This is a genomic window from Methylobacterium terricola (genome assembly GCF_006151805.1).
Classification (GTDB): domain Bacteria; phylum Pseudomonadota; class Alphaproteobacteria; order Rhizobiales; family Beijerinckiaceae; genus Methylobacterium; species Methylobacterium terricola.
In genome coordinates this window covers 362,371-388,887 of record NZ_VDDA01000005.1, presented here as the reverse complement: position 1 = coordinate 388,887, position 26,517 = coordinate 362,371, and the positions used below count along the sequence as shown (strand labels likewise).

Genomic DNA, 26,517 nt, shown 5'->3' with positions numbered 1-26,517 from the left:
ATCGGCCGTCGGCCCGCTGGCCGCGGGCTCACATCCTTGGCGGGCGCTTATCGATATATACAACCTAAAATTGAAACAATTCTTAAATGGGGCCGGCTAGTCTGCCGGACGTTCGCAGGATTGCCCGCCGCCATGAAGCACTGGAAAGAATTCCTCACTGGCGTATCCGGCAACCCGCTTCGTTCCGGCATCGAGACACGGCAGGTGACGGAGCTTAAGAAGTACATATCGTCCCTGTATACGCTGCTATGCGTCAATACGTGCGCGCTGTCGTTCACGCATTACGCCGTGGCTCCGGCCTGGATGACCCTCGGCATGCCCGGACTCCTCGTGGCGATCTGCGCGCTGCGGGCCGTCCACTGGTGGCGCCTGCAGCCCCACGATCTCGCGCCGAAGGACGCCGTGCGCCAGCTCCGGGCCACCAGCCTCCTGACGGCCGTGCTCTCGGCCGCCTTCGTGACCTGGGCGATCGGGCTCGGTCGCTACGGCGGTCCGTTCGAGCAGGGGCACGTGGCAATTTTCGTCGCCGTCACGGTCGTGGCCTGCATCTTCTGCCTGACCCACCTTCCGGTCGCCGCCTTCCTGGTGACCGTCATCGTCATGGGCGTCTTCCTGGTCCACCACCTGACCAGCGGCAACCACGTCTTCGTCGCCATCGCGCTGAACACCGCTTTCGTGACGGCCGTCATGGTGCGCATCCTCGCCGACAACTTCCTGACCTTCATCCGGCTCGTCGAGGCGCAGGCGCGCGCCGAACGGCTGGCGGACGAGAACGCGCGGGTCGCCCATACCGACGGCCTGACCGGGCTTCCCAACCGGCGCTTCTTCTTCCAGCGTCTCGACGGCCTGCTGGAGGAGGCGGCCGGGACCGACGCGCCGTTCGGCCTCGCGATCCTCGACCTCGACCGCTTCAAGCCGATCAACGACACCTACGGCCATACCGCCGGCGACCGCGTTCTCACCGAGATCGCACGGCGCCTGTCCGCCTTCGCCGGCCCGGACATCACGGCCGCGCGGCTCGGGGGCGACGAGTTCGGCCTCCTCATCCGTCCGTCCGGGCCGGAGGACGAGGTGATCGCCGTCTGCAACCGCATCTGCGAGGCGCTGCGTGCGCCGATCCGGGTCGGTGAGACGCAGGTCGTCGCGGACTGCTCCTGCGGCCTCGCCCTGTATCCGAGTGCCGGGCGCAGCGCCGACGTGCTGTTCGACCGCGCGGACTACGCGCTCTACCACGCCAAGGAGCACCTGCGCGGTGCCGCGACCCTGTTCTCGCGCGAGCACGAGGATGCGATCCGCGCCGAGCTGGCGGTCGAGACCGCCCTTCTGAGCGCCGACCTCGCCGCCGAGATGGAGGTGTACTACCAGCCGATCCTCGACACGGCCACGGACGCGGTCGCCCTCGTCGAGGGTCTGGCGCGCTGGACCAGCCCGGTTCTCGGCCGCGTCCCGCCCGACCGCTTCATCGCGGCGGCGGAGCGCAGCGGGATCATCCACACGGTGACGACCCTGCTCCTGCGCAAGGCGCTGGCCGACGCCACCCGTCTGCCGCCGGAGGTCGGCCTGTCCTTCAACCTGTCGTCGCATAATCTCGCATCGTCCGAGACGGTCTGCGCGATCCTGGCGGCGGTGCGCGAGAGCGGCCTCGATCCGCGGCGGCTCACGCTCGAACTGACCGAGACGGCGCTGATGCGCGACTTCGAGCGCGCCAGGGACGCCATCGCCACCCTGAGGGCGCTCGGCATCCAGATCGCGCTGGACGATTTCGGGACCGGGTATTCCAGCCTCGGCTACGTCCATCGCCTGCCGCTCGACAAGATCAAGATCGACCGCAGCTTCATGGCGGACATCCAGTCCGATCTCGGCCGCAGCGTGGTGGTGACGATCCTCGACCTGTGCCAGAACCTTGGGCTCGATTGCATCGCCGAGGGCGTCGAGACAGGCGAGCAGCTGGCGGCGGCGCGCCGCCACGGCTGTCGCTACGCGCAAGGCCACCTGCTCGGGATGCCGATGCCGCTCGACGAACTCCTGTCCCGCCTCCGGAGCGCCACCGCGGGCGGACGGGGCCGAATCTGGGCGTGACGCTCCGGTCTCGAACCATCGATGCCGGGACCCTCGCCGCGCCGCGCGCGGAAAAACACCTGACCCGTAGCCGACATTCGGAGGCGCTGTCGCCGGAGGTCTGGATGGGGTGCAGGCCGTTTGAAAAGAGCGGCTGGTGATCAGGCTTGCCCACTATGGCGGAAGGCTGCTTTGACGTTTTGCAGGACACGAGGGCCGCAGGTGGCAACTTCGTAGAAGCTGCCATCGATGGCGCGCACGACGAATACGGACACCGTAGTGCCTGCTTCGGCGGAAACCTGAAACTCGCCGCAGATGACCTGCCGAATTCCGTAGGCCAGTTCTCGCAGCTGATATCTCTTGATCCGCCTGCCGGAGGCCGCAAGCTCTTGGAGACGTCTTGTCTAATCGCCGGTCGCCTCGAATGGCGCGTTGTATACTCCTCCGATACGACTCGCCGCCCACGAGCATCCGAAAGCTGCGCTCCGACCGACGACAGAGTATGACGGAGATCGAGACTACGCGCATCTTTATTGGTTCCGTATATTTGAAATATGCATATATTTAATCTACCAATTAATGTTATTGGTTCAACATGTTTGTCCTGACTCCGATACGGGAGGTGAAGGATGACATGCTCTATCCAACGTGCAGGCTGTCGTCAGATTGCCTTGCTTCCTGCTTATCTGGACGATGACATCGTCCCGGACAACCCGGCTCGCGTCATCGATGTGTTCGTCGACGAACGCGATCTCACCGCCCTCGGCGTTGCTGGCGTGACGCCCGCCATCACCGGCCGACCAGGTTATCATCCTGCGATGCTGCTCAAGATCTACCTGTACGGCCATCTCAATAAGATCCCGTCGAGCCGGTGCGTGGAGCGGGAGGCCGGGCGCAATGTTGAGCTGATGGGGCTGATCGGCCGCCTCTCACTCGACTTCGAGACAAACGCCGACTTCCGACGCGAGACCGGTGAGGTGCTGCGTGCCACGTGCCGACGTTTCGTGATCCTCTGCCGCCAAGTCGGTCTCCTGACCGGAGGCGTCGTGGCCATCGACGGTAGCCGGTTCAAGGCCGTGAATACGCGAGACTGCAACTTCACCCGGGCAGCAGTCCGTCGGCGCATCGAGCAGGTCGAGACGAGCATTGGACGCGACCTCACACCCCTCGACACTACTGACCGCCAGGAAACCGAGAGGTTGGCCGCGCTGCGGGATCGTCTGCGCACCTTGCAGGCCGTCGAGATGCTCGTCGAGGCTGCGCCCGACCGGCAGATCTCGTCGACCGACCCAAATGCGCGCGCAATGGCAACGAACGACAAGGATACCGGCCCCGAGCGGCGGCGAGTCTCTTCAGCCGCATGCGCAGCGCCACCTGCAGATCGGAGCGCGTACGGTCGCGCTGGGATGAGCGGCCGAAGCCGATGGCCTGACAGGCCCGTCGTTCGATGGTGCCGTAGGCGACCTGCAGGTGACCGGCGACCTCTCGGCGAACGGCGGTCCTGACCACTTTCGCTTGAGCACGTCCTGCAACATCGAGCGATCCAGCGTGAGGTCGGCGACCAGCCGCATGAGCTTGCTGTTCTCCTCCGCCAGCGGCTTCAACCGCTGGGTCTCCGGCACACCTATGCCGACGAACTGCGACTTCCACCGGGAGAAGGTCGGCTCGGACACGCCCATCTTCCGACCGACCTCGTCCACGGTGCTGCCGTTCTCCGCCTGTCGGAGGGCGAAGGCGATCTGTTCGTTCGTGACGCGTTCGCGAGGCATGGCAGCCACCCTCCGTCAGGGTTCAGGATGCCCGAAAGGATTGCGCTCAGCGCGGACCAGTTTGGTGGGTCAGGACCACGTCGGCTCACAGCCATGCTTCAGGGCGGATCACTCCGACGGGGGGTGACCCCGGCCCGCCGGCAGGCATTCGACCTCCGCGGCGATCAGGGCGGCGACCTCGGCGGCCTGGCTGCGGATGTCCGGCACCGCAACGCATTCCCACAGCGTGCCGCGCAGGAGCGGTCCCATCGTCCAGAGCCGGCCCGGCCGTTCGGCGCGCAGGCGATAATCGTCGCCGGCCGCGAGGCCGAGCCCGAATGCGTCCGGCCGTGCGAGGCCCCGCACGACGAGGCGGCGCAGCAGCGGGTCCCCGGTCTCGTCGATGCGCCCGATCCCGGTGGCGTCGACGATACCCTGCACCGTCAGGGTCTCGTCCGTGGTGCCGCCCCGCGGCCGGATCGTCACCACGGCCTCGCCGGGGCCGTCCGCGATGGCGAGGATGCGCCCCGCCCGCACGTCCAGGGTGCCGGCGGCGATCTCCCTGGCGATCGCCGTAGCGGCCGGCGGGGCGGCGCGGTGGCGATGCACGTCCCAGAACGGCCGCAGGTGGCGCAGGAAGCGGGACCGTTCAAGTCCCGGAAGGCTGCGCCACAGATAGCCGATGACCGGGCGAAGCGCGTCGATCACGTCGCGCCAGTCGCGCCCGGCGCGGGCCGCCGCGGCGATCTCGGCCCGGATCCGCCGGGTCAGCCGGGTCAGGGACGCGAGATCGGCGGCGGTGAGGTCGGGGACCGGCCAGGGCTTGGTCGGGGCGTGGACGTTCGGCACCAGGCCGCGGCGCGACAGGGCGACGATCCGGCCGGAAAAACCCCGGCCGCGCAGGGAGGCGACCGCGTCGACCATGGTGAGGCCGGTGCCGACGACGAGGACCGGCCGATCCGGGTGCAGCCGCCCGAACTCCTCCGGCCGCCACGGATCGAGCCGGTGGCGGCTCGGCGGCGCCCCCGGACCGGTGAGGTTGCCCATGGCGAGCACCGCGCCGGCCACTGGGTAGGAGGCCCCGCCCTCGGTGCGCACGGCGTATCCGCCCGCGACCGGGACGAGATCGGCGATCGCATCGTGGACGAGGTGGAGCCGCGGCGTGCCCTCGGCCACCACCGCCTCCGTGAGCAGCTCGCCGAGATAGCGGCCGTAGAGCGCGCGGGGCGCGAAGGTGCCGGCCGGCGTCACCGCGACGCCTGCCCGCTCGTCCTCCGGCAAGCCGCCGAGCCAGGTCGCGAAGTGGTCCGGCCGGTCGGGATAGGCGCTCACGTTGGGGCTGCGCAGGTTGAGCAGGTGGGCGGGGGCCTCGGTGCCGTAGGCGAGCCCCCGCCCGAAGCTGCCGGCCTTCTCGCACAGCAGCACCGACCAGGAGCGGGGCAGGGCGGCCAGGAGATGGAGCGCCGCCATGCTGCCGCTGAAGCCGGCGCCGACAACCGCGATGACCGGATTCATCGAAACGATCCGTCAGGCGGCGCGCAGCAGGAACGCGAAGGCGGCCAGGATCAGCACGGCCCAGAGCGCGACGACGACGAGGCCGGGGCTCGGCTCGGAGGGGTGGAACGGCACGGCCGGATCGGGAATTTGCGGCATGGTTGTCCTCGCGCGACGAGGGGGATGGTGCGCCCCGGCGCAGGTCCGGGGCGCGGACGAGGGGTCAGAAGTCCGGCGCGGCCGGGGCCAGCGAGGCGGCCTTGTCCTTCGGCCGGTCGGCGACGAGGGCTTCCGTCGTGACGAGCAGGCCCGCCACCGAGGCTGCATCCTGGAGCGCGGTGCGCACCACCTTCACCGGGTCGACGATGCCGGCCTCGATCAGGTCGAGATAGGTCTCTCCTTGCGCGTCGAAGCCGTAGGTGTCGGAATCGCTCTCGCCCACCTTCGCGACCACGATCGAGCCCTCGACCCCGGCATTGGCGGCGATCTGGCGGATCGGCGCTTCGAGCGCCCTCAGGACGATCTTGATGCCGGCCGTCACGTCCGGGTTGCCGCCCTGGAGCGCCGCGACCGCGCCGCGGGCGCGCAACAGCGCGGTGCCGCCGCCCGGGACGATGCCCTCCTCGATCGCCGCCCTCGTGGCGTTGAGCGCGTCGTCGACCCGGTCCTTGCGCTCCTTGACCTCGACCTCGGTGGCACCGCCGACCCGCAGCACCGCGACGCCGCCGGCGAGCTTCGCCAGGCGCTCCTGCAGCTTCTCGCGGTCGTAGTCGGACGTCGTCTCCTCGATCTGCCCTTTGATCTGCGCGACGCGGGACGCGATCTCGGACGCCTCGCCGGCGCCGTCGACGATCGTGGTGTTCTCCTTGTCGATCCGCACCCTCTTGGCGCGGCCGAGCTCGGCGAGCGTCACGCTCTCGAGCTTGATGCCGAGCTCTTCCGAGATCGTCTGGCCCTTGGTGAGGATCGCGATGTCCTCGAGGATCGCCTTGCGGCGGTCGCCGAAGCCCGGCGCCTTCACGGCCGCGACCTTCAGGCCGCCGCGCAGCTTGTTGACGACGAGGGTGGCCAGCGCCTCGCCCTCGATGTCCTCGGCGATGATGAGGAGCGGCCGGCCCGACTGGACCACGGCCTCCAGCACCGGCAGCAGCGGCTGGAGCGACGAAAGCTTCTTCTCGTGGATCAGGATGTAGGGCTCGTCGAGTTCGACGGTCAGCTTCTCGGCATTGGTCACGAAGTACGGCGAGAGATAGCCGCGGTCGAATTGCAGGCCCTCGACCACGTCGAGCTCGGTCTCGGCGGTGCGGGCCTCCTCGACCGTGATCACGCCCTCCTTGCCGACCTTCTCGACCGCCTGGGCGATCAGCCGGCCGATCTCGACGTCGCCGTTGGCCGAGATGGTGCCGACCTGCGCGATGGCGTCCGACGCCGTCACCTTGCGGGCGCGGCCGGCCAGGTCCTGCACCGCCGCGCCGACCGCGAGATCGATGCCGCGCTTGAGGTCGAGGGGGTTGAAGTTGGCGGCGACCGCCTTCGCGCCCTCCTTGACGATGGCCTGGGCCAGCACCGTCGCGGTGGTGGTGCCGTCGCCGGCGAGATCGTTGGTCTTCGAGGCGACCTCGCGCAAGAGCTGGGCGCCGAGATTCTCGAACCGGTCCTCCAGCTCGATCTCCTTGGCGACGGTGACGCCGTCCTTGGTGATCCGGGGCGCGCCGAAGCTCTTCTCGATCACGACGTTGCGGCCTTTCGGGCCGAGCGTGACCTTGACCGCGTCGGCCAGGATGTCGACGCCGCGCAGCAGGCGCTCGCGGGCGTCGGCGGAGAACTTCACGTCCTTGGCAGCCATGGGGTTCGTCCTTCTCGATTGTTGAAAAGTCAGGCCGCGATCACGCCGAGGATGTCGGCTTCCTTAAGGATCAAGAGATCCTCGCCGTCGATCTTGACCTCGGTGCCGGACCACTTGCCGAACAGCACCCGGTCGCCCGCCTTCACATCGAGGGGCGTTTGCGTGCCGTGGTCGTCCCGGTTGCCCGGGCCGACGGCGACGACCTCGCCCTCCTGCGGCTTCTCCTTGGCGGTGTCGGGGATGATGATGCCGCCCTTGGTGGTCGCGTCGCCGTCGAGGCGGCGCAGCAGCACGCGGTCATGCAGGGGCCGAAAGGCCATCGGGGGAGCCTCCTGGTTCGTGAAGGGAGACCGGACGAGCCCGCATCCGGGGGCCGCATCCGACGGTCCAAAGGTGTCCGGAGGCGTTCGCCAAGTCAACGAGATTGTTCTTTTTAAAGAACGATATTGAGGAGACGATCTGCCCGCTACGGGCGGCCGACCGAGAAGATTGTCCGCCTCGAACCCGATGCGATGGAGGGCAGACGGGAGTGGCGCCGGGACGCGACGGCGAGGCTGACGGTTGGCCCGCCCGGCCGGTGGTCTATCGTTCGGTATCCCGAACGAACGCGAAGGGTGACGACCGGAGACCTTGACGGCGATGCCGGCGTCGGCCGGGCATCAGCCGCGCAACCACAATTCCGAAAAGTTCGCCGAGACACCGGTGGCGCCGATCGTGTGGTTCACGACCCGACGGTTGAACACGGTGATCGACCGGCCGAGGAACAGCGGCAGCACCGGCAGGTCGGCGAGCAGGATCGCCTGGATCGCGTCGATCGCCGCCTTGCGCCGGGCCCTGTCGCCCTCGACCGCGATGGCGGCGAACAGGCGGTCGATCTCCGGATTGGCGTAGCGGCTGGCATTGGTGAAGGCGACGCCCTTGCGGACGTTGTCGCTGGTGAAGAAGCGCTGCAGCCCGACCGTGGGATCGAACTTGTTGGTGAACGGGTGATTGGTGAAGTCGAAGTCCCGGTCGGTATAGACCCGCCGAAGGTAGGACGGGAAATCCTGCCCGCGGACGGTGACGTCGATGCCGACCCGGGCGAGCGAGGAGCGGATGACCTCGCCGGTGCGTTTGAAACCCTCGCCGAAGGGCTGGTAATCGTGGGTCAGGGTGAAACGGGTCCGGCCCTTGCGCGGGAAGCCGGCCTCGTCGAGGAGGCGTTCGGCGCGGCCCGGATCGAAGGCGTAACGCGGCACATCCGGGTTGTAGAATTCCCTGAGCGTCGGGCTCACCACGCTGTCGGAGGGATCGCCGAGCCCGTACCACGCCACCTTGAGCAGGGCCGGACGGTCGATGGCGTGAGCGATCGCCTGGCGTACGGCGCGGTGGCGCAGGTACGGGTTGTCGAGGTTGAACTCGATCCCGTAGATCGTCGGGCCATACTCGTTGCCGTGGCTCTCGAGGCCGAGATGCGGCAGGGCGGCGAAGCGCGCGACGTCGGGCGGGGCCACCGGCGTCGCCCGCGCGGCCCCGTCCGGGATGATCCGCACCACCAGCTCGTCGAGGTAGGGCTTGCCCGGATCCCAGTAGTTCGGGTTGCGGACGTAAGCCACGTGGCTGCCCGGCACCCATTCGCGGAAGACGAATGGGCCGGTGCCGACCGGCGCGCGGTTCGCCGGATTGGCCAGCGGGTCGCCCTTCCCCTCGTAGAGATGGCGCGGCAACATCGGCGATTCGGCCCCGGCGAGCGCCGCGAGGAGGTACGGCGCTGGCCGATGGCGTCCCAGTCGTTCTCGACGATGATGCCCGGCCGGTCGGCCGGCACGGCCGCGAAGGTCCATTCATGGGATTCTTCGTCGAGCCAGGCGATCATCAGCGCGTCGGCAACGTGCGAGCCCGAGGTGAAGGGCTTGACGCCGTTCACGGTGACCCACTCGCCGTCGCGGCGGCCGAACAGGGTCTTCGACAAGCTGTTGCGGGCGTTGCCCCAGAACCAGTTGCCCTCGGCCGAGCGCCGGTAGAGGGCGGCGGCCTGGTCCGGATCGCCGAGGAGGTGGGCGGCGTGGACCGAGCCGAAATGGTAGCCGTAGAGGTGGCCGAGGGACCCGTCGACCTTCGCGAACTCGCGCACGATCCGGAGCGCCGTCGACCACGGCTCGCCGTGACCGCCATGCTCGCGCGGGATGAGGAGCGTGAGGAGGCCGCTCTCCTTGTGGAGGCGGATCTGCTCGGACGGCCGCCCACCTTCCTTGTCGCGCGCGACCGCGTCGCGGGCGAAGATGTCCCGCAGGGCTGCCGCCTTGGCGAGATAGGGGTCGGAAAGGTCGGGCGCGAAGCCGAGACCGGCGGGGAAGCTCATGCGGGGTCTCCTGTCGCGGGGCTCGCGCCTCGATCCAGATGTCGGCGACGGGGCCGCCGATCGTGGCCGGGTGGCTGGCGACGTGGCGGTCGAGGATCGTCAGGTTGCCGGGGCCTCATTCGGCCTCCGGCGATGGGGCGAAGTCGTCAGGCCGCGAGGGAGACGGGTGCAGCCCGCAGGCCCGCCTGGCGCATCAGCGGCAGTACCCGCGCACCGAAGAAGGCGAGGTCGGGCTTGAAGTCGTAGAAGCTGAGCTGCAGCCCATCGATGCCGGCCCGCTTCAGGGCCGCGAACTGCGCCACCACCTGCTCGGGCGAGCCGATCACCTGGATGTTGCCGCCGATCGCGGCATAAGGGTCGGCCCGGCCCTCGCGGCCCTTCCAGGCATGGGCGTCGGAATCGAGCGTGCGAAATCCCTTCGGGCTGCGTGGACCGGCATGCGCCACGATGGCGTCGGCATAGGCCCAGGCCTCGGCGTCCGTCTCGCGGCAGATCACCAGCGGGTTGATGAGCGTGCGGACCTCGCGCCCGAGCCCGCGCGCCGCCGCCTTCACCCGGGCGGTGTGGTCGGGCAGCGCCTCGAGCGCGCTGTCGATGTCGGCGCCCGCCGGGCTCGTCACGAACACGATGTCGGAATAGCGCCCCGCGAAGGCGATCCCCGCCTCCGAGCCCGTGGCGTTGACGAGGACCGGGCGGCCGTAGCGGGGCTTCGGGGTCACGAAGCCGTCGCCGAGGCGCCACGAGGATTCGCCCGAAAACGAGAACGGCTCGTCGTCCTGCCACAGGCGCTGCACCACCTCGACGAACTCGGCCGCGAGCGCGTAGCGCCGGTCGTGCTCGATGCGCGGCCGGCCGAACATCTCGTGCTCCACCGCCCGGTGGCCGGTGACGACGTTGAAGCCGAAACGGCCGCCGGAAATGTGATCGAGGGTGGCGCCGAATTTGGCGAGGTGCAGCGGGTGCCACGGCCCGTAGAGCACGTGCACGGTCGCCACCAGCAGGATGCGGCGGGTCAGCGCCGACAGGGCCGCGATGCTGGTGAAGGAATCGAGGGCCTGCCCGTCGAGCACGCCGCCGTAGCCGCCCTTCGGCAACCATTGCGACAGGGCGAAGACGAGGTCGAAGCCTAGCCGCTCGGCCTCCAGAACGAGGTCGCGGTTGTAGTCGAAGCTCCAGTCGGTGGTGCGCGGCAGGGTCGAGGCGGTCCAGCCGCCGGCCTGGATCGGCAGGAACAGGCCGAGCAGCAGCGGCTCGCTCAGCGCCCGCGACAGCGGAGAGTCCGGGAAATCCGTCGGGCTCGCGAAGCCTGATCGGCCGACGAGAGCGCCCGGAGGATGGAGGAGGGTCATGACGAGGCTCGTCCGGGAGGTCGCGGGCCATGGCCCGTTCAATGAGGATATCCTATAGTTGACAAAATAGATAGACAATATGAATTTAACGCCGTCGCCGCGATCTGGTGGCGTCGAGCCGGAGTGACCCGCGATGGACCGAACACGCCGCCTGCTCCCCGTGCTGGGACGGGCGCTCACGGACGCGGTGCCGACGGCTCTCCTGATCCTGGTGGTGAACTTCTTCCTGCTGCGCCTTGCCCCCGGCGACGCCGCCGAGGTGATGGCGGGCGAGGCGGGGGCGGCGACCGAGGAGACGCTCGCGGCGCTGCGCAGCCGCTTCGGCCTCGACCTGCCGGTGCTCGACCAGTTCCTGGCCTACCTGAACAACCTCGCCCATCTGAGCCTCGGCTTTTCGCCGCGCTACAACATGCCGGTCGCCGATCTGATCGGGCAGCGCCTGCCCGGCACGCTGATGCTGATGGGTCTGGCGCTCGCCCTCGCGCTGCTCGCCGGCCTGGCGCTCGGCGCGCTGATGGCCCGGGCGCCGGGCGGCATCCTCGACCGGGTCCTGTCGGTGGCGGTGCTGCTGTTCTACTCGGTGCCGGGCTTCTGGATCGGCCTGATGCTGATCGTGCTGTTCTCGGTGAAACTCGGCTGGCTGCCGAGCGGTGGCGCGCGCACCATCGGGCAGGGGCTCACCGGCGTCGCGGCGCTCATCGACCAGCTCCGCTACATGGTGCTGCCCGGCCTGTCGCTCGCCCTGTTCACCATCGCGATCTATGCCCGCCTCGTGCACGCCGCGATGCTGGAGGTGCGGGCCCAGGACTTCGTGCGCACCGCCGCCGCCAAGGGCCTGTCGCCGCTGGCGATCACCCTGCGCCACGTCCTGCGCAACGCGCTCCTGCCGGTCACCACGGTGGCCGGCATGCATGTCGGCGGGCTTCTGGGCGGCGCCGTCGTGGTCGAGACGGTCTATTCCTGGCCCGGCCTCGGGCGCCTCGCCTTCGAGGCGGTGATGGCGCGCGACTTCAGCGTGCTGCTCGGCGTGCTCCTGCTCTCCTCGCTCCTGGTCGTCGTCGCCAACGTGGCGGTCGACCTCATCCAGGCGATCCTCGACCCTCGCATCGCCGTGCGCTCATGACCTCGTCGCCGATGACCCTGCGGTTCGCAGACAGCCCTTCGGCCACCGACCGAGCCGCCGCGCTGCCGGCGCCCGCGCCGCGCCGGGCCTCGCGGGCCTTCCTGCGCAACCCGACGGCCCTGTCCGGCCTCGCGATCCTCGGTCTGGTCGCCGCGGCGGCATTGGCTGCGCCCTTCGCCTATCCCGACGATCCACTCGGCATGGTGGCGCAGCCGTTCCTGTGGCCGGGCCAGGATCCGGCCTATCCGCTGGGCACCGATTCCCTCGGCCGCGACGTCGCCGCCGGGATCGCCCACGGCGCGCGGGTCTCGCTCCTCGTCGGCTTTGCGGCCGCCGCCACCGGGCTTGCCGTCGGCGTGCTGGTCGGCGCCACCGCCGGCTATGCCGGCGGGCGGATCGACCGCGCGCTCGGCCGCGTGATCGCCCTGTTCCAGACCAGCCCGGCCTTCATCCTGCTGGTGGTGCTGGTGGCGATCGCGCAGCCCTCGATCCCGGCGATCACGCTCGCCATCGGCGCGACCTCCTGGCCGATTGTGGCCCGCCTCACCCGGGCCGAGTTCCGCTCCTTGCGCGAGAAGGACTTCGTCACCGCCGCCCGCGGCCTCGGCTACGGGCCCGTGCGGATCGTGTTCGCCGAGATCCTGCCCAACGCCCTGCCGCCGATCGTCGTCACAGCCTCGGTGATGGTCGCCTCCGGCATCCTGATGGAATCGGCCCTGTCCTTCAGGGGGCTGGGCGACCCGAACGTCGTGAGCTGGGGCAGCATGATCGGCTCGGGCCGGGAGGTCCTGCGCAGCGCCTGGTACCTGACCGCGATTCCCGGGGTCGCGATCGTGCTCGCCGTGCTCGCCCTCAACCTCGTCGGCGACGGGCTCAACGACGCCCTCAATCCGCGTCTCGCCGGGGAGGCGTGAGATGGCGCTTCTCGACGTCCAGGGCCTCGGCATCGCCTTCCCGCGGGCCCGGCCGGTGCAGGATTTGAGCTTCACCGTTGGTCCGGGAGAGACGGTGGCCCTCGTCGGCGAGTCGGGCTCCGGCAAGTCGCTCACGGCGCTCGCCCTGATGCGCCTCCTGCCGCCGCGTGGCCGGATCGAGGCCGGCACGATCCGGTTCGACGGCCGCGACTTCGGGACCTTGAGCGAGCGCCGGTTCCGCGAGATCCGCGGGCGCGAGATCGCGATGGTGTTCCAGGACCCCTTCGCCTCGCTCAACCCGCGCCACATCATCGGCGGCATCCTCGAGACGCCGCTCAAGGTTCACGGTCTCGGCGGCCGGGGCGAGCGCCGCGCCCGGGTCGCTCGGGCCCTCGACCAGGTCGGCCTGCCGGAGACAGCGGCGACGCGCTATCCGCACGAGTTCTCCGGCGGCCAGCGCCAGCGCATCGGCATCGCCCGCGCCCTGGTGGTCGAGCCGCATCTCGTCGTCTGCGACGAGCCGGTCTCGGCCCTCGATCTCTCGGTCCAGGCCCAGATCCTCAACCTGCTCGCCGCGATGCGCCGCGAGCTCGGTCTCGCCTATCTGTTCGTCTCGCACGACCTGTCGGTGGTCGAGCACGTCGCCGACCGGGTGCTGGTGATGTATCTCGGCCGCATCGTCGAGAGCGCTCCGACCGCGGCCCTGTGGGCCGCCCCGCGCCACCCCTATACCCGCGCCCTCATCGCGGCGGTGCCGGACCCCTCGCGAAAGCGCCAGGCGCCGCCGCTCGGCGGCGACCTCCCGAGCCCGGCCGACCTGCCGGCCGGCTGCCGCTTCCACCCCCGCTGCCCGCTGGCGACCGACCTCTGCCGCCACGCCGACCCGGCCCTGCGCCCGGTCGCGGAGGCCCACGCCGTCGCCTGCCACCACGCCTGACGCCTCTCTCCAACACAAGGACACGTCCATGACCCTGCGCCAGACCACCCGCTTCCGCATCGTCGGCTTCAGCGGCAACACCCATCGACCGTCGAAGTCACGGGCCCTCGTCGGCGCCATCGCCGAGGCCGTCGCCGCGCGCCGGCCCGTCGACGTCCAGCTCCTCGACCTCCTCGACGGAGGGACTGAACTCGGCGCCGCCTACACCCCGAACGACCTGAGCGCCCGCGGCGCCGCCCTGATCCGGGCGATCGCAGAGGCCGATGCCCTGATCGTGGCGAGCCCGGTCTACAAGGGCTCCTATGCCGGCCTGTTCAAGCACGTCTTCGACCTGATCGACCCGGCGGCGCTGGCCGACCGGCCGGTGATCGTCGCGGCGACCGGCGGCGGGCACCGCCACGCCCTCGTCGTCGAGCACCAGCTGCGGCCGCTCTTCGGGTTCTTCGGCGCCCAAACGGTGGCGACCTCGCTCTATGCCAGCGAGTCCGAGTTCAGCGACGGCCGCCCCGCCGAGGCCGCCCTGGAAGCCCGGATCGGTCAGGCCGCCGGCCAGCTCGTCGAGGCCCTGGCGCACCGCACGCCCCGCGCCGCGGTTCCGGTGGCTGCCTGATGACCCGCGTCCTGACCCGCCGGGCGATCCTCGGCACCGCCCTCGCCGCCGCGGCCGTCGGAGGCATTCGCGTCGGTCCCGCCCGGGCCGCGTCGCCCTTGCGCATCGGCACCACCGCCGGCCCGGTCGCCCAGACCCTCGACGTCGCCGCCAAGCTCGCCAAGGCGCAGGGGCAGAGCGTCGAGATCGTCGAGTTCACCGACTGGGTCACCCCGAACGAGGCGGTGGCGACCGGCAGCCTCGACGCGGACCTGTTCCAGCACGTGCCCTTCCTCACCAGCGCCATCAAGGCGCGGGGCTACGCCCTGGTGCCGGTGGCACCGGCCATCATCCTGCCGGTCGGCCTGTTCTCGACATCGGTCAAGCGCCTGGAGGACGTGCCGAAGGGCGCTTCGGTCGCGATCGCCAACGACCCGGTCAACGCCGCCCGCGGCCTGCACCTGCTCGAGAAGGCCGGCCTCGTCTCCCTCAAGCCGGGCCTCGGTGACGCGGTCACCGTGGCCGACGTCGTGCAGAATCCGAAGAGCTTGCGCATCCTCGAACTCGACGCCGCGCAGCTTCCCCGTGTGCTCGCCGACGTGGCCCTGACCCAGATCAGCTTCACCTACCTGATCGCCTCCGGCGGCGACCCGAAGACCGCTCTCATCACCGACGGGGCCGGCGACCGGCATTACACGCTGAGCTTCGTGGCCCGTCCGAACAACCGCGACGACCCGCGGCTCGCCGCCTTCATCGCCACCTATCGCTCGCCGGAGGTGAAGCAGTTCCTGCTCGACCGCTACGGCGGGTTCCTCGAGCCGGCGTGGTAGGGGCGGGGCCGGGACGCCCGGACTCCCGTTTGTGAGCCTGGAAGCAGGGGAGGGCCTGCCGGCGCTCCTCACGCCTCCCGCGGGTCAACGTACAAATCCGCAAAATTGCCGGTGATCCCCTCGACGCCGGGGGCGAAGTTCTTCACCCTGCGGTGCGCCACGATGATGCCGGAGGGGGCGATCAGGTCGACCGACGGCAGGTCGGCGCGGATGCGGCGCTGAAAGGCGACGAACAGGTCGCGGCGGCGCGCCTCGTCGGGCTCGACCGCGGCGGCTTCGAGCAGGCGGTCGACCTCCGGGTCGGCGTAGTGCGCGGCGTTCGAGAACGGCAGGCCGAGCTTGACGGTCTTCGACCAGTAGGCGCGTTGCACCCCGATCGTCGGGTCAAAGGTGTTCGACAGGGACTCGATCGTCACGTCGAAGGCGCGGTCGCGGTAGACTCGGGTGAGGTAGGTCGCGAGATCCAGGCGCTGGAAGTCGACCGCGATGCCGATCCGCGTCAGCGCCTGGCGGATGAAGTCGCCGTAGCGCCCCTCCAGGAACGGGTTGAGGGTGAGCCGGAGCGGGAAGCGGGTGCCGCCCGGACCGCGGCGGTGGCCGGCCTCGTCGAGCAAAGCCTCGGCCCGCTTCACGTCGAACGGCACCGGCCCGAGGCTCGCGTCGTGAAATTTCGGATGCACGACGCTGACCGGGGTCGGCGAGACCGCACCGTGCCCGAAATACACCGCCGCCAGCAGCGCCTTGAGGTCGATGGCGTGCGCCACCGCCCGGCGCACCCTCACGTCTTGCGGCACCCCGGAATCGAGGTTGAAGAAGAGTTGGGTCTGCGGCCCGGAATAGGCGTAGGTCGTGGTGTCGACCACGAGCTTCGGTAGCGCCCGCAGGCGGGCGAGGTCGGCGAGCGGGACCGGGTTGCCGCCGAGATCGACCTCGCCGGCCTCGAATGCCGCCGCCCGGGCGCCCGGATCGGTGATGATCCGCATCACGATCCGGTCGAGATGGGGCTTGCCCTCGTCCCAGTCATTCGGGTTCCGCTCGAACAGGAGGTGGCTGCCCGGCACCCATTCCTTGAGCAGGAACGGCCCGGTGCCGATGGTCCGGGCGAGGCTCGCGCTCGCCTCCGGCCGGATCGCCCCGTAGATGTGGCGCGGCACGATGGGGGATTCCGCCCCCGCGAAGGCGCTGATCAGGAACGGGGCCGGCCGCGACAGCACGATCTCGACGCTGTGGGGGTCGGGCGTGCGCACCTCGGCGACGTTGGCGAAGGTGATGCGCCCGCGCGGATGCGCCTCGCGCAGGCGCAGGAGCGAGAACGCCACGTCGGCGGCGGTGAACGGCCGGCCGTCGTGCCAGGTCACCCCGCGCCGCAAGGCGAAGCGGTAGCGCAGGCCGTCCGGGCTGATCGCCCATTCCGTCGCGAGGTGGGGCAACGGGGTCATGTCGGTGGCGTAGCGCAGCAGCCCCTCGTTGATCTTGCTGCCGATGGTCTGGCCGGTGCCCGACGTGGTGTAGATGGCGATGATCGCCTGCGGCTCGGGAAAGAACACCCAGTGGAGCGTGCCGCCGCGGACCGGCGTCCCGGCCGGGGCCGCGCGGAGCGGGGAGCCGGACGGGATGGCCAACAGGGCGGTGCCCGCTGCGGCACTCAGGAGCAGGCGGGTCGCATGGCGGCGCGTGAAGGCCATGACGCAGGCGCTCCAAGATGAGGAGATATCGGGAATTCGTTCTTTTAAACGAACGAACTTCGGCGGACGAGAGCCGGACTGCTTGGTGCGCGAGCGATATGCAGCGCTGAGCAGGCGGTGCCCAATGATATTACCGCCTGTCTTCTCTGGAAAATGCCTTAGACAGTAGATAATTCCTTCGAGGTCCGTTCTATAAAGAGAACATTCTCGTTGACCGCCCGGTGGGAAGCGCAGAGATTGTCACCCGTCAAAGCCTGCCCAACCGTGCCTGAGGATCGATCGATGCCGGAGACGCAGCCCACGGGACCCCGCCGTCTCGATGCCGGGCCTTCCCCAGCCGCCCGCGGCCGCCACGTCCTGGTGATCGGAGCGAGCGCGAGCGGCTTGGGGCTAGCCTCCCACCTGCTGCGCCGCGAGGCGCGGGTGCAGGTCACCGTGATCGAGGCGTCGGGCTCCCGCTGTCGCCGCCTGCGCCGGGCTGAGTTCGCGACCCTGCTGGCCGAGGAGACGGGCCCGCTGCCTCTGGCCCCGCTGCACCTCGTCGAGGCGCTGCGGCAGCATGCGGGGCGTCTCCACGTCGCCGAGACGACCTGCCTGTCGGTCGCATCCACGCCGCAAGGCGTGGCGGCGCGGACGGCCGACGGGACCACCTATCTCGGGCGCGCCGCGGTGCTGGCCTTCGCCCTGCAACCGCCGGCCTCAGGCGCGCCGCCGCGGGAGCGGAACGCCGCGATCCGTGCGCTCCGTCTCGACCCGGCCGACCTGCCCCTGGGGACCGGTGCCGCCGCCCTGGTGCGGTCCTTACGGGCGCTGGTGCGGGAGGCCGAAGGCCGCGGGGTCGGCCTCGACGTGGCGGTGGCGGGCCTGCGGTTGAGCGCCCCCGCCCTCTGGCATGACCTGCCCGACGAGGCGCGCGAGCGCCTCCTGCGCCACGGCCGACGGGCGTGGGACCGGATCCTCGGCGGCGGGACGGACGGCCCGGTCACGCGCCGCGACGGCTTGAGGCCGAGCGCCCTCCTGCGCGACCTCGTCGTGCGCGGGCTGCTGCTGCCCCGCGCCAGCGGCCTGTCCGTCGCGCCGGGGGCGGCCGACCGGCTCTTCGCCGGTCATCCGGCGGACCTGATGCCCTACGCAGCACCCCGCCTCCTCGACCTCGACGCTGCCTGCGCCTGGCTCGCCGGGCGCGTCGCGGAGGGGGCCGTCGCGTCGGCGCAGGCGCAGGCGAGTCCGGGACGCGAGGACGTTGTGCTCAGATGTGGTAGGTGAGGCTCGCCTCGGCCTCCGCCTGCGGCAGCGACCGCATCTGCTCGAGCGTGAGGTTGTCGAGGATGCCCGCGATGCTGTTGCGCACCGCCAGCATGGCGAGGCGCACCGCGCACCCCGCCTCGTCGGCGCAATCCTCGCACGGGCGGTAGGCGGTGCGGCTGGCGCAGGGCAGCGGCGCGAGCGGGCCGTCGAGGGCGCGCACGACGTGGCCGATGCGGATCTCCTCGGCCGGTCGCGCCAGAGCGTAGCCGCCGCCCGGTCCCTTCTTGCTGTGCACGAAGCCGGCATTGCGCAGGTCGCCCAGGATCGCGTCGAGGAATTTCTTCGGGATGCGGTGCGCCTCGGCGATCTCGGCGACTCCGATGCGGGTGCCCGGGGGCAGGCCTGCGAGATGGACCATCGCCTTGAGCCCGTACTTGCCCTTGTTGGTCAGCATCGTCGTCCTGCGTGTGACGGGGGTCTGCGGAAGAGGCGGGCCGGCAAGCGGTGCCGGAGAGATGGGGATTTGTCGACTGGCTGGGTAGACTTCCTCCCAGGGAGATGGCGGTGCGGGAGGCCGCAGGGTGCCAGCGGCCTTCGCCTCTCTCTATAGTACATGAAAATTATTGACTAAATAGATTGAAACCGCGAGACCGCTGCGACCGGTGGGTGCGATCCGCGGTTCTACGAGCGAGGCAGACGGCTTACGAGGCTGACGACATGGCGCGTCGCGACGACACCCTGCATCTCGGCGCCTTCCTGTATCCGGGCGGCCACCACGTCGCCGCCTGGCGCCATCCGGACGCCAAGGCCGATGCCGGCATCGACCCAGGCCATTACCGGCGCCTCGCGCAGGTCGCGGAAGCCGCGAAGTTCGACCTGATCTTCCTCGCCGACGGCGTCAGCATCCGGGGCGACGACATCGACGCGCTCAGCCGCACGGCGACCCGCTACGTCGGCCAGTTCGAGCCGCTGACCCTGCTCTCGCATCTCTCGGCGGTGACCGAGCGCATCGGCCTCGTGGCCACCGCCTCGACCACCTACAACGAGCCGTTCCACGTCGCGCGCAAGTTCGCCTCGCTCGACCACCTGAGCGGCGGCCGGGCCGGCTGGAACCTCGTCACCTCGGCCGACGAGCGCGAGGCGTGGAATTTCGGCCGCGACGCCCACCTCGCCCATGCCCGCCGCTACGACCGAGCGGAGGAGTTCGTCGACGTCGTCACCGGGCTCTGGGACACCTACGAGGACGACGCCTTCGTCCGCGACAAGGACGAGGGCCTGTTCTTCGATCCCGCCAAGCTCCACGTGCTCGGCCACCGGGGCGAGCACTTTTCCGTCCGCGGCCCCCTCAACGTGCCGCGTCCGCCGCAGGGGCACCCGGTGGTGGTGCAGGCCGGCTCCTCCGAGGCCGGCAAGGCGCTCGCCGCGCGCACCGCCGAGGTGATCTTCACGGCGCAAGGCACGCTGGAGGACGCGGTCGCGTTCTATGCCGACGTGAAGGGGCGGCTGGCCGGCCACGGCCGGGCGCCGGACGACCTCAAGATCATGCCGGGCGCGATGCCGTTCCTCGGCCGCACGCGGGCGGAGGCGCAGGACAAGTACGACGCCGTGCAGGCCCTGGTTCATCCGGTGGTCGGCCGCTCGCTCCTCGAGCGGATGCTCGGCATCGACCTCGCGGGCTACCCGGAGGACGGGCCGGTGCCGGACGTGCCGGAGACGAACGGGGGCAAGAGCCGGCAGGCGCTGCTGGTGGCGCTGGCGCGGCGCGAGACCCTGTCGATCCGCGACCTCTATCTACGGATCGCCGGAGCCCGCGGGCACTGGACGCTCGTCGGCACCGCCTCCGACGTCGCCGACGCGCTCCAGGAGCGCTTCGAGGCCTACGGCGCCGACGGCTTCAACATCATGCCGCCGATCCTGCCGACCGGGCTCGACGACGTGGCGACTTTGCTCATCCCCGAATTGCAGCGCCGCGGCCTGTTCCGGACCGAGTATGCCGGCCGGACCCTGCGCGAGCATCTCAGGGTGCGCCGCCCGCCCCACCGCATCCGCGCCCGGACCACCGGCCGCGAGGCAGCCGAGTGACACGCGGAGCGCGCCTCACGCCGGACAGCCGGAGCGCGATCGCCCGCGGGGCGACGGACTTCACCGTCGACGGCCGGCCCCTGCGGGCCCGCGACGGCATCGACCTCAGCGTTGCTCCGGGCGAGTTCGTCACCATCGTGGGGGCGAGCGGCTGCGGGACGTCGACGCTCCTGCGTATCGTCGCCGGGCTCGATCCCGCCCATGACGGCGCAGTGCGCCATGACGGGCGTCCGATCTGGAGATGCGCGGCGTCCTGCTCACTGTCACCGCCGCCTCGCTCGCGGCCGGCTCCTCCGCTGGCACGCCGTCCGACACCGCCGCGCCGTCGAACGGATCCGTTCGGCTGCGCAAGGCAAGCCCGAACGGGCGCCGGCGCTGATGCGCCGGACGCCTTGGCATCGACGCGTCGATGCCAAGGCGCGAGGGTATGAAGGAGTGTTTCCCATGCCACCATCCTCCGTCCCGCTCTTCGGGCGCCGGAGCTTCCTCGCCGGGGCGCTTGGCGTCAGCGGCAGCGCGCTCGCCGCCGAGGGGCCGCTGCAGGTCCCGGCACTCCAGGTTCCAATCTGGACCCGCGAGCCGGGCAGGGGCGTCGCCAGCCCCGGCTACGGCGTGCCCTCGTCCTTCGAGCGTCTGGCCCGCAAGCCGCGCACGGCCCCGGCCTTCCCGGGCGCCGCCTCGACCGGCACGCCGCTCCAGCACCTCCACGGCACGATCACCCCGAACGGGCTGCATTTCGAGCGCCACCACGGCGGCGTGCCGGCGATCGATCCCGAGCAGCACCGCCTGGTGGTGCACGGCCTCGTCGCGCGGCCCCTGATCCTCACCATGGACGACCTCGCCCGCTTCCCCAGCGTGTCGCGGCTGCACTTTCTCGAATGCTCGGGCAACACCCCGGCCTGGCAGACAACCAACCCGGCCTGGACGGTTCAGGACACCCACGGGCTCCTCAGCTGCGCCGAGTGGACCGGCGTCGAGCTCGCCACGCTCCTCGACGAGGTCGGTGTCAGGCCGGACGCCACCTGGCTGCTGGCGGAAGGGGCGGATGCCGCCGCGATGACCCGCAGCCTGCCGCTCTCGGCCCTCGACGGCGCGATCCTGGCCTACGCCCAGAACGGCGAGGCTCTGCGACCGGAGCAGGGATACCCCTTGCGGCTGTTCTTGCCCGGCCTCGAAGGCAACCTCAGCATCAAGTGGCTGCGCCGGATCAAGCTCGGCGACCGGCCGTTCCAGACCCGCGAGGAGACCTCGAAATACACCGACCTGATGCCCGACGGCACGGCACGCCAGTTCACCTTCACCATGGAGGCGAAGTCCGTCGTCACCACGCCGTCCGGCGGGCACCAGCTCAAGGAGCCGGGGGCCTACGAGATCTCGGGCCTCGCCTGGTCGGGCCGGGGACGCATCACCGGGGTCGAGGTCTCGGTCGATGGCGGCGTCTCCTGGCGCCCGGCCGCCTTGCAGGAGCCGGTGCTGTCGCGCTGCCTCACCCGTTTCCGCCTGCCCTGGCGCTGGGACGGCGGTCCGGCCCTGATCCAGAGCCGTGCCACCGACGAGACCGGCTATCGCCAGCCGACCCGCGAGGCGCTGGTCGCCGCCCGCGGCACGAACTCGATCTACCACTTCAACGGCATCTATGGCTGGCAGGTCGCGGCCGGCGGGAGCGTGCGGCATGTGGCGTGAGATTGTCTCGGGAGCCGCCGTCGGCGCGGCTTGCTTGATCCTCACAGGCGCGGCCTCGGCCGATCCCCTTGGCCCTCACCGCCTCGGCCGGCCCGCGACGCCGGACGCGATTGCCGCCTGGAACATCGACGTGCGCCCCGACGGCGCCGGGCTGCCGCCCGGCCATGGCAGCGTCGCGGAGGGCCGCGCGGTCTTCGCCGCCCGCTGCGCCGCCTGCCACGGCGAGACCGGCCAGGGCGGGGCGGCCGACCGGCTGGTCGGCGGGCAGGGCACGCTTGCGACAGCCAAGCCCGTGCGCACGGTCGGCAGCTTCTGGCCCACCGCCACGACGTTGTTCGATTACGTCCGCCGGGCGATGCCGTTCGACGCGCCGCAATCCCTGTCCGATGCCGAGGTCTACGCGGTCTCGGCCTACCTCCTGCACCTCAACGGGATCGTGCCGGCGGATGCCGTCCTCGACGCGAGGAGCCTGCCTGCCGTCGCGATGCCGAACCGGGCCGGCTTCGTGCCGGATGCCCGGCCGGACGTGCAGAGGCCTTGAAGGGTGCCTGGAGCGGCGGGACGCCGACGGCACGAGACAGCGTCACGGCTTGGGCCGTGACGCTGTCCTTCCCTCTGGGGTCTTCGACGCCCTACGCCTCGATCCCCTGTTCCACCCCCCGCCGGAACCGTGCCGCCGGATGGCTCCCAGGCAGCAGCCGGCGGCCAGACCCGAACACCTTCTCCCGGAGAGGGCCCGGCGCGTAAGCGGTCTTGTAGCGGCCGCGGCTTTGCAACTCCGGCACGACGAGGTCGATGAAGTCGCCGTAGCCCTCGGGCGTCACCGCGTAGCTCAGGTTGAAGCCGTCGATGTCGGTCTCGTCCATCCAGGCCTCCAGGGCGTCGGCCACCTGCGCGGCCGAGCCGACCAGGACCGGGCCGCGCCCGCCGATGGCGTTGTGGGTGACGATCTCGCGGATCGTCCAGGCCTTCTCCGCGCGGGCGAAGGACTCGACCAGCGAGGCGACCGCGTTGTCCTTCCGGATCACCGGGAACGGATCGTCGAGGTCGTAGGGCGCGAGGTCGATGCCGGTCCAGCCCGAGAACAGGGCGAGCGCGCCTTCCGGATCGACGTGGGCGAGGTAGTCGCGGTGCTTGTCGTGCGCCTCCGCCTCGGTGCGCCCGACGATCACCGTCATCAGGGCGAAGAACAGGATCCCGGCGGGATCGCGCCCCCGGGCGGCGGCACGGCGGCGGGTGTCGGCCACGGTCGCTTTGATGGCGGCCTTCGATGGGTCGCTCAGGAACACCGCCTCGGCATGCGCGGCGGCGAAGTCGCGGCCGCGGTTCGAGGCGCCGGCCTGGAACAGGAACGGCGTGCGCTGCGGCGAGGGATCGACGAGGTGGATGCCCTCCATCCGGAAATGCTCGCCCGTGTGCTCGATGCGGTGGATCTTTGAGGGATCGGCGAACAGGCCGCGCTCCCGGTCGCGCAACACCGCGCCGTCCTCCCAGCTCTCCTCCCAGAGGCGGTAGACCACGTCGAGGAACTCGTCGGCGATGTCGTAGCGAGTGTCGTGGGCGGTGATTCCGGGGCGGCCTACCGCCCGCGAGGCCGCCGCCGAGTAGCCGGTGACGACGTTCCAGGCGATGCGCCCCTCCGTGAGATGGTCGAGGGTCGAGAAGCGCCGCGCCAGGGTGAAGGGCGGCTCGTAGGAGACCGAGGCGGTGATGCCGAAGCCGAGATGCTCCGTCACCGCCGCCATGGCGGAGACGAGCAGCATCGGATCGTATTTCGGCACCTGGGCGGCGCGGCGCAGGGCCGCCGCGGCCGTGCCGCCATAGACGTCGTGGATGCCGATGCCGTCGGCGATGAACAGGGTCTCGAACAGGCCGCGTTCGAGGAGCCGGGCCACGTCGGTCCAGTAGCCCAGCGTGTTGAACTCCAGCGAGCGGTCGCGCGGGTGGGTCCACAGGCCGGGCGAGAGATGGACCGGGCTGTGGATCGCGAACCCGTTGACGCGGATCGGCTTCGTCATGAGGAGGCCTCCAGGTGCGGGATCACGGGCGCGGAATCAGCGGAAATAGTCCGGCAGGGTGAAGCCGTCGTAGAAGCGGTCGGCCCGGATCGCCGCCTGGAACGCGTCCGAGCGGTAGGCCGCCACGATCGCCTTCGCCCACGGCGTTTCCGCGTGGACGCGGCGCACCGCCACCACGTTGATGTAAGGAGCAGTCATCGTCTCGAGCGCCAGGGCCTCGGTGAGCTTGAGGCCGCTGAAGATCGCGAAGTTGCCCTGGATCGCCGCGAAGTCGACGTCGTCGAGGGCGCGCGGCGCCTGGGCGGCCTCCAGCGGCACGATGCGGATGCCGCTCGGATTCGCGGTCACGTCGAGCTCGGTGACGTCGACCGGGTTGGCATTGGCTTTGAGCCCGATCCAGCCGGCGTCGCGCAGGATCTTGAGCGCCCGCTCCAGGTTCACCGGATCGTTCGGCACCGCGACGGTCGCGCCCGGGCGCACGGCCGAGAGCGTCCTGTGCTTGCGCGAGTAGAGCCCCATCGGCGGCGTCGGCACCTGCACGATGCCGACGAGGTCGGTGCCGTTCCGCTCGTTGTAGGCCTTCAGGTAGACGCTGTGCTGCATCACGTTGGCGTCGATCTCGTCGAAGGCCACCGCCTTGTTGACCTCGAGCCCGGTGCTGAAATGGGCGTAGGCGATGCGGTAGCCCTGCGCGCCGAGGACAGGCGCGGCGCCGGCCTTGAACGCATCCTCGTAGGGCCCCGGCGTGAAGCCGACCCGCAGGTCGCGTGTCTCGATCGACGCCGTGATGGGGGTGCCCGATTGGGCGAGGGCCGGAGCGGCGGCGGTCGCGAGCAGGGCGACCAGCCCGAGCAGGGTGGCGACAAGGGGACGGCCGCGCGGACGATCAAAGGGCGGATCGGCGATCATCGTGAGTTCCGGTGAGGGGAGAGGCGACAGGCTCGGCCGCGCCCCGGCCCCTGTCAACGAGAATGTTCTTTTTGTAGAACGACAGGATCGAAAGAGTGCTTCTTTACAGCCGCTCCGGCACAGCATGAATATTCCGAAAGCGTTAAAACAGCTGTGTCCCCGATCATCAATGCTTGCCTGGCACGCTGCCTCCGGCGAAAAGATCCCTATTGCAGAGCCGATTGCCTCCCGTTCGTTCTCTTAAAAGAACGCGTGCGTGGGGGCCGGCGCAAGGTTCGGCCTGACGGGATCCCGAGCGGGAAGCGCCGGCCGACAGGATGGGACGATCGAGATGACGCAGATCCAGGCCGGCTGGGGGGCGGGCCCGAGCGCCCGCTACGAAAATCTGGCCGAGCGTTTCCGGCCGGTTTTTCGCGACATCCGCGCGGGTGCGCCCGCGCGCGACCACGACCGACGCCTGCCCCACGCCGAGCTCGCGGCGCTGAAGGAGGCCGGTTTCACCACCCTGCGGCTGCCGCCCGACGAGGGCGGGCACGGCGCGAGCCTGCCGGAGCTGTTCGGGCTCCTGGTCGAGCTGTCCGAGGGCGATCCCAACGTCACGAACGCGCTGCGCGCGCATTTCGGCTTCACCGAGGACGTGCTGAACTCGCCCCATCCGGACTGGCGCCGCCAGTGGCTGCCACGGATCGCCGCACGCGAGACGGTCGGCAGCGGCGTCTCGGAGACCGGCACCGCCAAGGTCGGCAGCTTCGACACCGTGCTCAAGCGGCGCGGCGACGCCTACGTGCTCGACGGCACCAAGTTCTACACCACCGGCTCGCTCTTTTCCGACTGGATCCACCTCGCCGCGGTGGACGAGGCCGGCCAGCCGGTCGGCGCCGCGGTGCCGCGGCGCGCCGCCGGGGTCGAGGTGCTGGACGACTGGGACGGCTTCGGCCAGGCGCTGACCGCGAGCGGGACGGCCAGGTTCACGGGCGTCGCCGTGGAGGCGGCCTGGGTGAACCCCGATCCCGGCCGGTTCCGCTACGCCGTGGCGTTCTACCAGCTCGTCCACCTCGCGACGCTCGCCGGAATCGGCCGGGCGGCGGCCGGCGACGTCGCCCGCCTCGTCGCCGAGCGCACCCGGGTCTACAGCCACGGCAATACGGCCCGTACCGCCGACGACCCGCAGGTGCTCCAGGTGGTCGGCCGGGTGCGCGGTGCGGCCTACGCGGCCGGCGCGATCGTGCTCAAGGCGGCGGAGGCGGTCGGGCGCGTGTGGGAGGCCGACCGGTCCGGGGACCCGGAGGGGGCGGCCGTCGCCGCGACGGTGGCCGATGTCGAGGTCAACCAGGCGGTGACGGTGGTGACCGGGCTGGTGCTCGACGCCACGACGCAGCTCTTCGACGCGCTCGGCGCCTCCTCGACCCGGCGCGGCCTCGCCCTCGACCGGCACTGGCGCAACGCCCGCACCATCGCGACGCACAACCCCCGCATCTACCGCGACCGCACCGTCGGCGACTTCGCCGTCAACGGTGCGGCCCCGCCGCGGCAGTACCGCGTCGGCGAGGCGTGAGCGGCCCGCCCCTGATGTCGCCGCGCACCAGTGCGGCGAAAACCGCCGCGCCGCGCTTGCAGGCGCACGACGGCTGGCGATGATGGCCGGGCTTCCCGCGTCAGGCGG

At 70.6% G+C, this 26,517-nt stretch carries 23 protein-coding genes and 3 pseudogenes; 14 read left to right on the top strand and 12 right to left on the bottom strand.

All coding sequences use genetic code 11. The features are described 5' to 3' along the window. Positions 1 to 132: 132 nt before the first annotated feature. Positions 133 to 2,079: a putative bifunctional diguanylate cyclase/phosphodiesterase gene (locus FF100_RS15090; protein WP_139036506.1), complete on the top strand. Its 1,947-nt coding sequence runs from the start codon at positions 133 to 135 to the stop codon at positions 2,077 to 2,079. Between the two features lie 608 nt (positions 2,080 to 2,687). After that, positions 2,688 to 3,389, top strand: a pseudogene (locus FF100_RS15085) (transposase); the annotation flags it as partial. Here the strand turns inward: FF100_RS15085 and FF100_RS15080 are convergent. The 6 genes and pseudogenes from FF100_RS15080 to FF100_RS15060 all read right to left on the bottom strand — a co-directional run. After that, positions 3,367 to 3,827 (bottom strand): annotated as a pseudogene (locus FF100_RS15080) (transposase); the annotation flags it as partial. The pseudogenes FF100_RS15085 and FF100_RS15080 overlap by 23 nt on opposite strands. A gap of 108 nt (positions 3,828 to 3,935) precedes the next feature. Continuing rightward, positions 3,936 to 5,321, bottom strand: a complete 1,386-nt coding sequence (locus tag FF100_RS15075; RefSeq protein ID WP_139036505.1) for an FAD/NAD(P)-binding protein — start codon at positions 5,319 to 5,321, stop codon at positions 3,936 to 3,938. Positions 5,322 to 5,333: 12 nt separating this feature from the next. Next, on the bottom strand, positions 5,334 to 5,459 hold the full coding sequence (locus FF100_RS38360; protein WP_281287287.1) for a hypothetical protein: 126 nt from the start codon (positions 5,457 to 5,459) through the stop codon (positions 5,334 to 5,336). A 64-nt stretch (positions 5,460 to 5,523) separates the two neighbouring features. After that, the gene (groL, locus tag FF100_RS15070; protein ID WP_139036504.1) at positions 5,524 to 7,146 is read right to left on the bottom strand and encodes a chaperonin GroEL; all 1,623 of its coding nucleotides are present in this window, start codon (positions 7,144 to 7,146) and stop codon (positions 5,524 to 5,526) included. A gap of 29 nt (positions 7,147 to 7,175) precedes the next feature. Beyond that, a complete protein-coding gene (locus FF100_RS15065) occupies positions 7,176 to 7,466 on the bottom strand; it encodes a co-chaperone GroES (protein ID WP_139036503.1) in 291 nt (96 codons plus the stop codon). Positions 7,467 to 7,805: 339 nt separating this feature from the next. Further along, entirely contained in the window at positions 7,806 to 8,855 is a 1,050-nt protein-coding gene (locus FF100_RS15060; RefSeq protein ID WP_246102104.1) for an ABC transporter substrate-binding protein, read from the bottom strand. Positions 8,856 to 8,903: 48 nt separating this feature from the next. Between FF100_RS15060 and FF100_RS37860 the strand changes: the two genes are divergently transcribed. After that, positions 8,904 to 9,149, top strand: a complete 246-nt coding sequence (locus tag FF100_RS37860; protein WP_246102107.1) for a hypothetical protein — start codon at positions 8,904 to 8,906, stop codon at positions 9,147 to 9,149. Between the two features lie 38 nt (positions 9,150 to 9,187). Here the strand turns inward: FF100_RS37860 and FF100_RS37855 are convergent. Together FF100_RS37855 and FF100_RS15050 are read right to left on the bottom strand one after the other, a co-directional pair. After that, a pseudogene (locus FF100_RS37855) lies at positions 9,188 to 9,487 on the bottom strand (acyl-CoA dehydrogenase family protein); the annotation flags it as partial. Between the two features lie 146 nt (positions 9,488 to 9,633). Continuing rightward, positions 9,634 to 10,836 carry an LLM class flavin-dependent oxidoreductase gene (locus tag FF100_RS15050; RefSeq protein WP_139036501.1) on the bottom strand — a complete coding sequence of 401 codons (1,203 nt, stop codon included), beginning with the start codon at positions 10,834 to 10,836 and terminating at the stop codon, positions 9,634 to 9,636. Positions 10,837 to 10,969: 133 nt separating this feature from the next. Between FF100_RS15050 and FF100_RS15045 the strand changes: the two genes are divergently transcribed. The 5 genes from FF100_RS15045 to FF100_RS15025 are packed head-to-tail and all read left to right on the top strand — an operon-like array spanning position 10,970 to position 15,229. Then, positions 10,970 to 11,959 carry an ABC transporter permease gene (locus FF100_RS15045; protein ID WP_139036500.1) on the top strand — a complete coding sequence of 330 codons (990 nt, stop codon included), beginning with the start codon at positions 10,970 to 10,972 and terminating at the stop codon, positions 11,957 to 11,959. Between the two features lie 11 nt (positions 11,960 to 11,970). Then, positions 11,971 to 12,873: an ABC transporter permease gene (locus tag FF100_RS15040; RefSeq protein WP_246102086.1), complete on the top strand. Its 903-nt coding sequence runs from the start codon at positions 11,971 to 11,973 to the stop codon at positions 12,871 to 12,873. 1 nt (position 12,874) lies between these two features. Next, a complete protein-coding gene (locus tag FF100_RS15035) occupies positions 12,875 to 13,810 on the top strand; it encodes an ABC transporter ATP-binding protein (RefSeq protein ID WP_139036498.1) in 936 nt (311 codons plus the stop codon). Positions 13,811 to 13,838: 28 nt separating this feature from the next. Further along, positions 13,839 to 14,420 carry an FMN reductase gene (gene msuE / locus FF100_RS15030; RefSeq protein WP_139036497.1) on the top strand — a complete coding sequence of 194 codons (582 nt, stop codon included), beginning with the start codon at positions 13,839 to 13,841 and terminating at the stop codon, positions 14,418 to 14,420. Continuing rightward, the gene (locus tag FF100_RS15025; protein ID WP_139036496.1) at positions 14,420 to 15,229 is read left to right on the top strand and encodes a MetQ/NlpA family ABC transporter substrate-binding protein; all 810 of its coding nucleotides are present in this window, start codon (positions 14,420 to 14,422) and stop codon (positions 15,227 to 15,229) included. Before msuE ends, FF100_RS15025 begins: the two co-directional genes overlap by 1 nt. A gap of 68 nt (positions 15,230 to 15,297) precedes the next feature. Here FF100_RS15025 and FF100_RS15020 read toward each other — a convergent pair whose 3' ends face one another. Continuing rightward, a complete protein-coding gene (locus FF100_RS15020; RefSeq protein ID WP_139036495.1) occupies positions 15,298 to 16,914 on the bottom strand; it encodes an ABC transporter substrate-binding protein in 1,617 nt (538 codons plus the stop codon). Between the two features lie 282 nt (positions 16,915 to 17,196). On the opposite strand from FF100_RS15020, the gene FF100_RS15015 reads away from it, so the two are divergent. Next, positions 17,197 to 18,180, top strand: a complete 984-nt coding sequence (locus FF100_RS15015) for an FAD/NAD(P)-binding protein (protein ID WP_171070176.1) — start codon at positions 17,197 to 17,199, stop codon at positions 18,178 to 18,180. Here FF100_RS15015 and FF100_RS15010 read toward each other — a convergent pair. Beyond that, positions 18,164 to 18,616 carry an RrF2 family transcriptional regulator gene (locus tag FF100_RS15010; RefSeq protein ID WP_139036494.1) on the bottom strand — a complete coding sequence of 151 codons (453 nt, stop codon included), beginning with the start codon at positions 18,614 to 18,616 and terminating at the stop codon, positions 18,164 to 18,166. The two genes, FF100_RS15015 and FF100_RS15010, sit on opposite strands and share 17 nt — an antisense overlap. Before the next feature lie 263 nt (positions 18,617 to 18,879). Here FF100_RS15010 and FF100_RS15005 point away from each other — a divergent pair, with 263 nt between their 5' ends. From FF100_RS15005 to FF100_RS14990, 4 genes are read left to right on the top strand one after another with little or no spacing between them, the layout of a single operon-like run. Next, complete coding sequence (locus FF100_RS15005) at positions 18,880 to 20,244, top strand: LLM class flavin-dependent oxidoreductase (RefSeq protein WP_139036493.1); 1,365 nt, start codon at positions 18,880 to 18,882, stop codon at positions 20,242 to 20,244. Beyond that, the gene (locus FF100_RS38355) at positions 20,241 to 20,675 is read left to right on the top strand and encodes an ATP-binding cassette domain-containing protein (RefSeq protein WP_281287286.1); all 435 of its coding nucleotides are present in this window, start codon (positions 20,241 to 20,243) and stop codon (positions 20,673 to 20,675) included. Before FF100_RS15005 ends, FF100_RS38355 begins: the two co-directional genes overlap by 4 nt. Before the next feature lie 13 nt (positions 20,676 to 20,688). After that, positions 20,689 to 21,927 carry a sulfite dehydrogenase gene (gene soxC / locus FF100_RS14995; protein WP_139036492.1) on the top strand — a complete coding sequence of 413 codons (1,239 nt, stop codon included), beginning with the start codon at positions 20,689 to 20,691 and terminating at the stop codon, positions 21,925 to 21,927. Continuing rightward, positions 21,917 to 22,468: a c-type cytochrome gene (locus FF100_RS14990; RefSeq protein WP_139036491.1), complete on the top strand. Its 552-nt coding sequence runs from the start codon at positions 21,917 to 21,919 to the stop codon at positions 22,466 to 22,468. Before soxC ends, FF100_RS14990 begins: the two co-directional genes overlap by 11 nt. 91 nt (positions 22,469 to 22,559) lie before the next feature. On the opposite strand, the gene FF100_RS14985 is transcribed toward FF100_RS14990, so the two are convergent. Together FF100_RS14985 and FF100_RS14980 are read right to left on the bottom strand one after the other, a co-directional pair. Next, entirely contained in the window at positions 22,560 to 23,945 is a 1,386-nt protein-coding gene (locus tag FF100_RS14985; protein WP_139036490.1) for an LLM class flavin-dependent oxidoreductase, read from the bottom strand. Between the two features lie 36 nt (positions 23,946 to 23,981). After that, entirely contained in the window at positions 23,982 to 24,854 is an 873-nt protein-coding gene (locus tag FF100_RS14980) for a MetQ/NlpA family ABC transporter substrate-binding protein (protein WP_139036489.1), read from the bottom strand. Positions 24,855 to 25,185: 331 nt separating this feature from the next. On the opposite strand from FF100_RS14980, the gene FF100_RS14975 reads away from it, so the two are divergent. After that, positions 25,186 to 26,409, top strand: coding sequence for an acyl-CoA dehydrogenase family protein (locus tag FF100_RS14975; protein WP_139036488.1), 1,224 nt, complete (start codon positions 25,186 to 25,188; stop codon positions 26,407 to 26,409). Positions 26,410 to 26,517 lie beyond the last annotated feature (108 nt).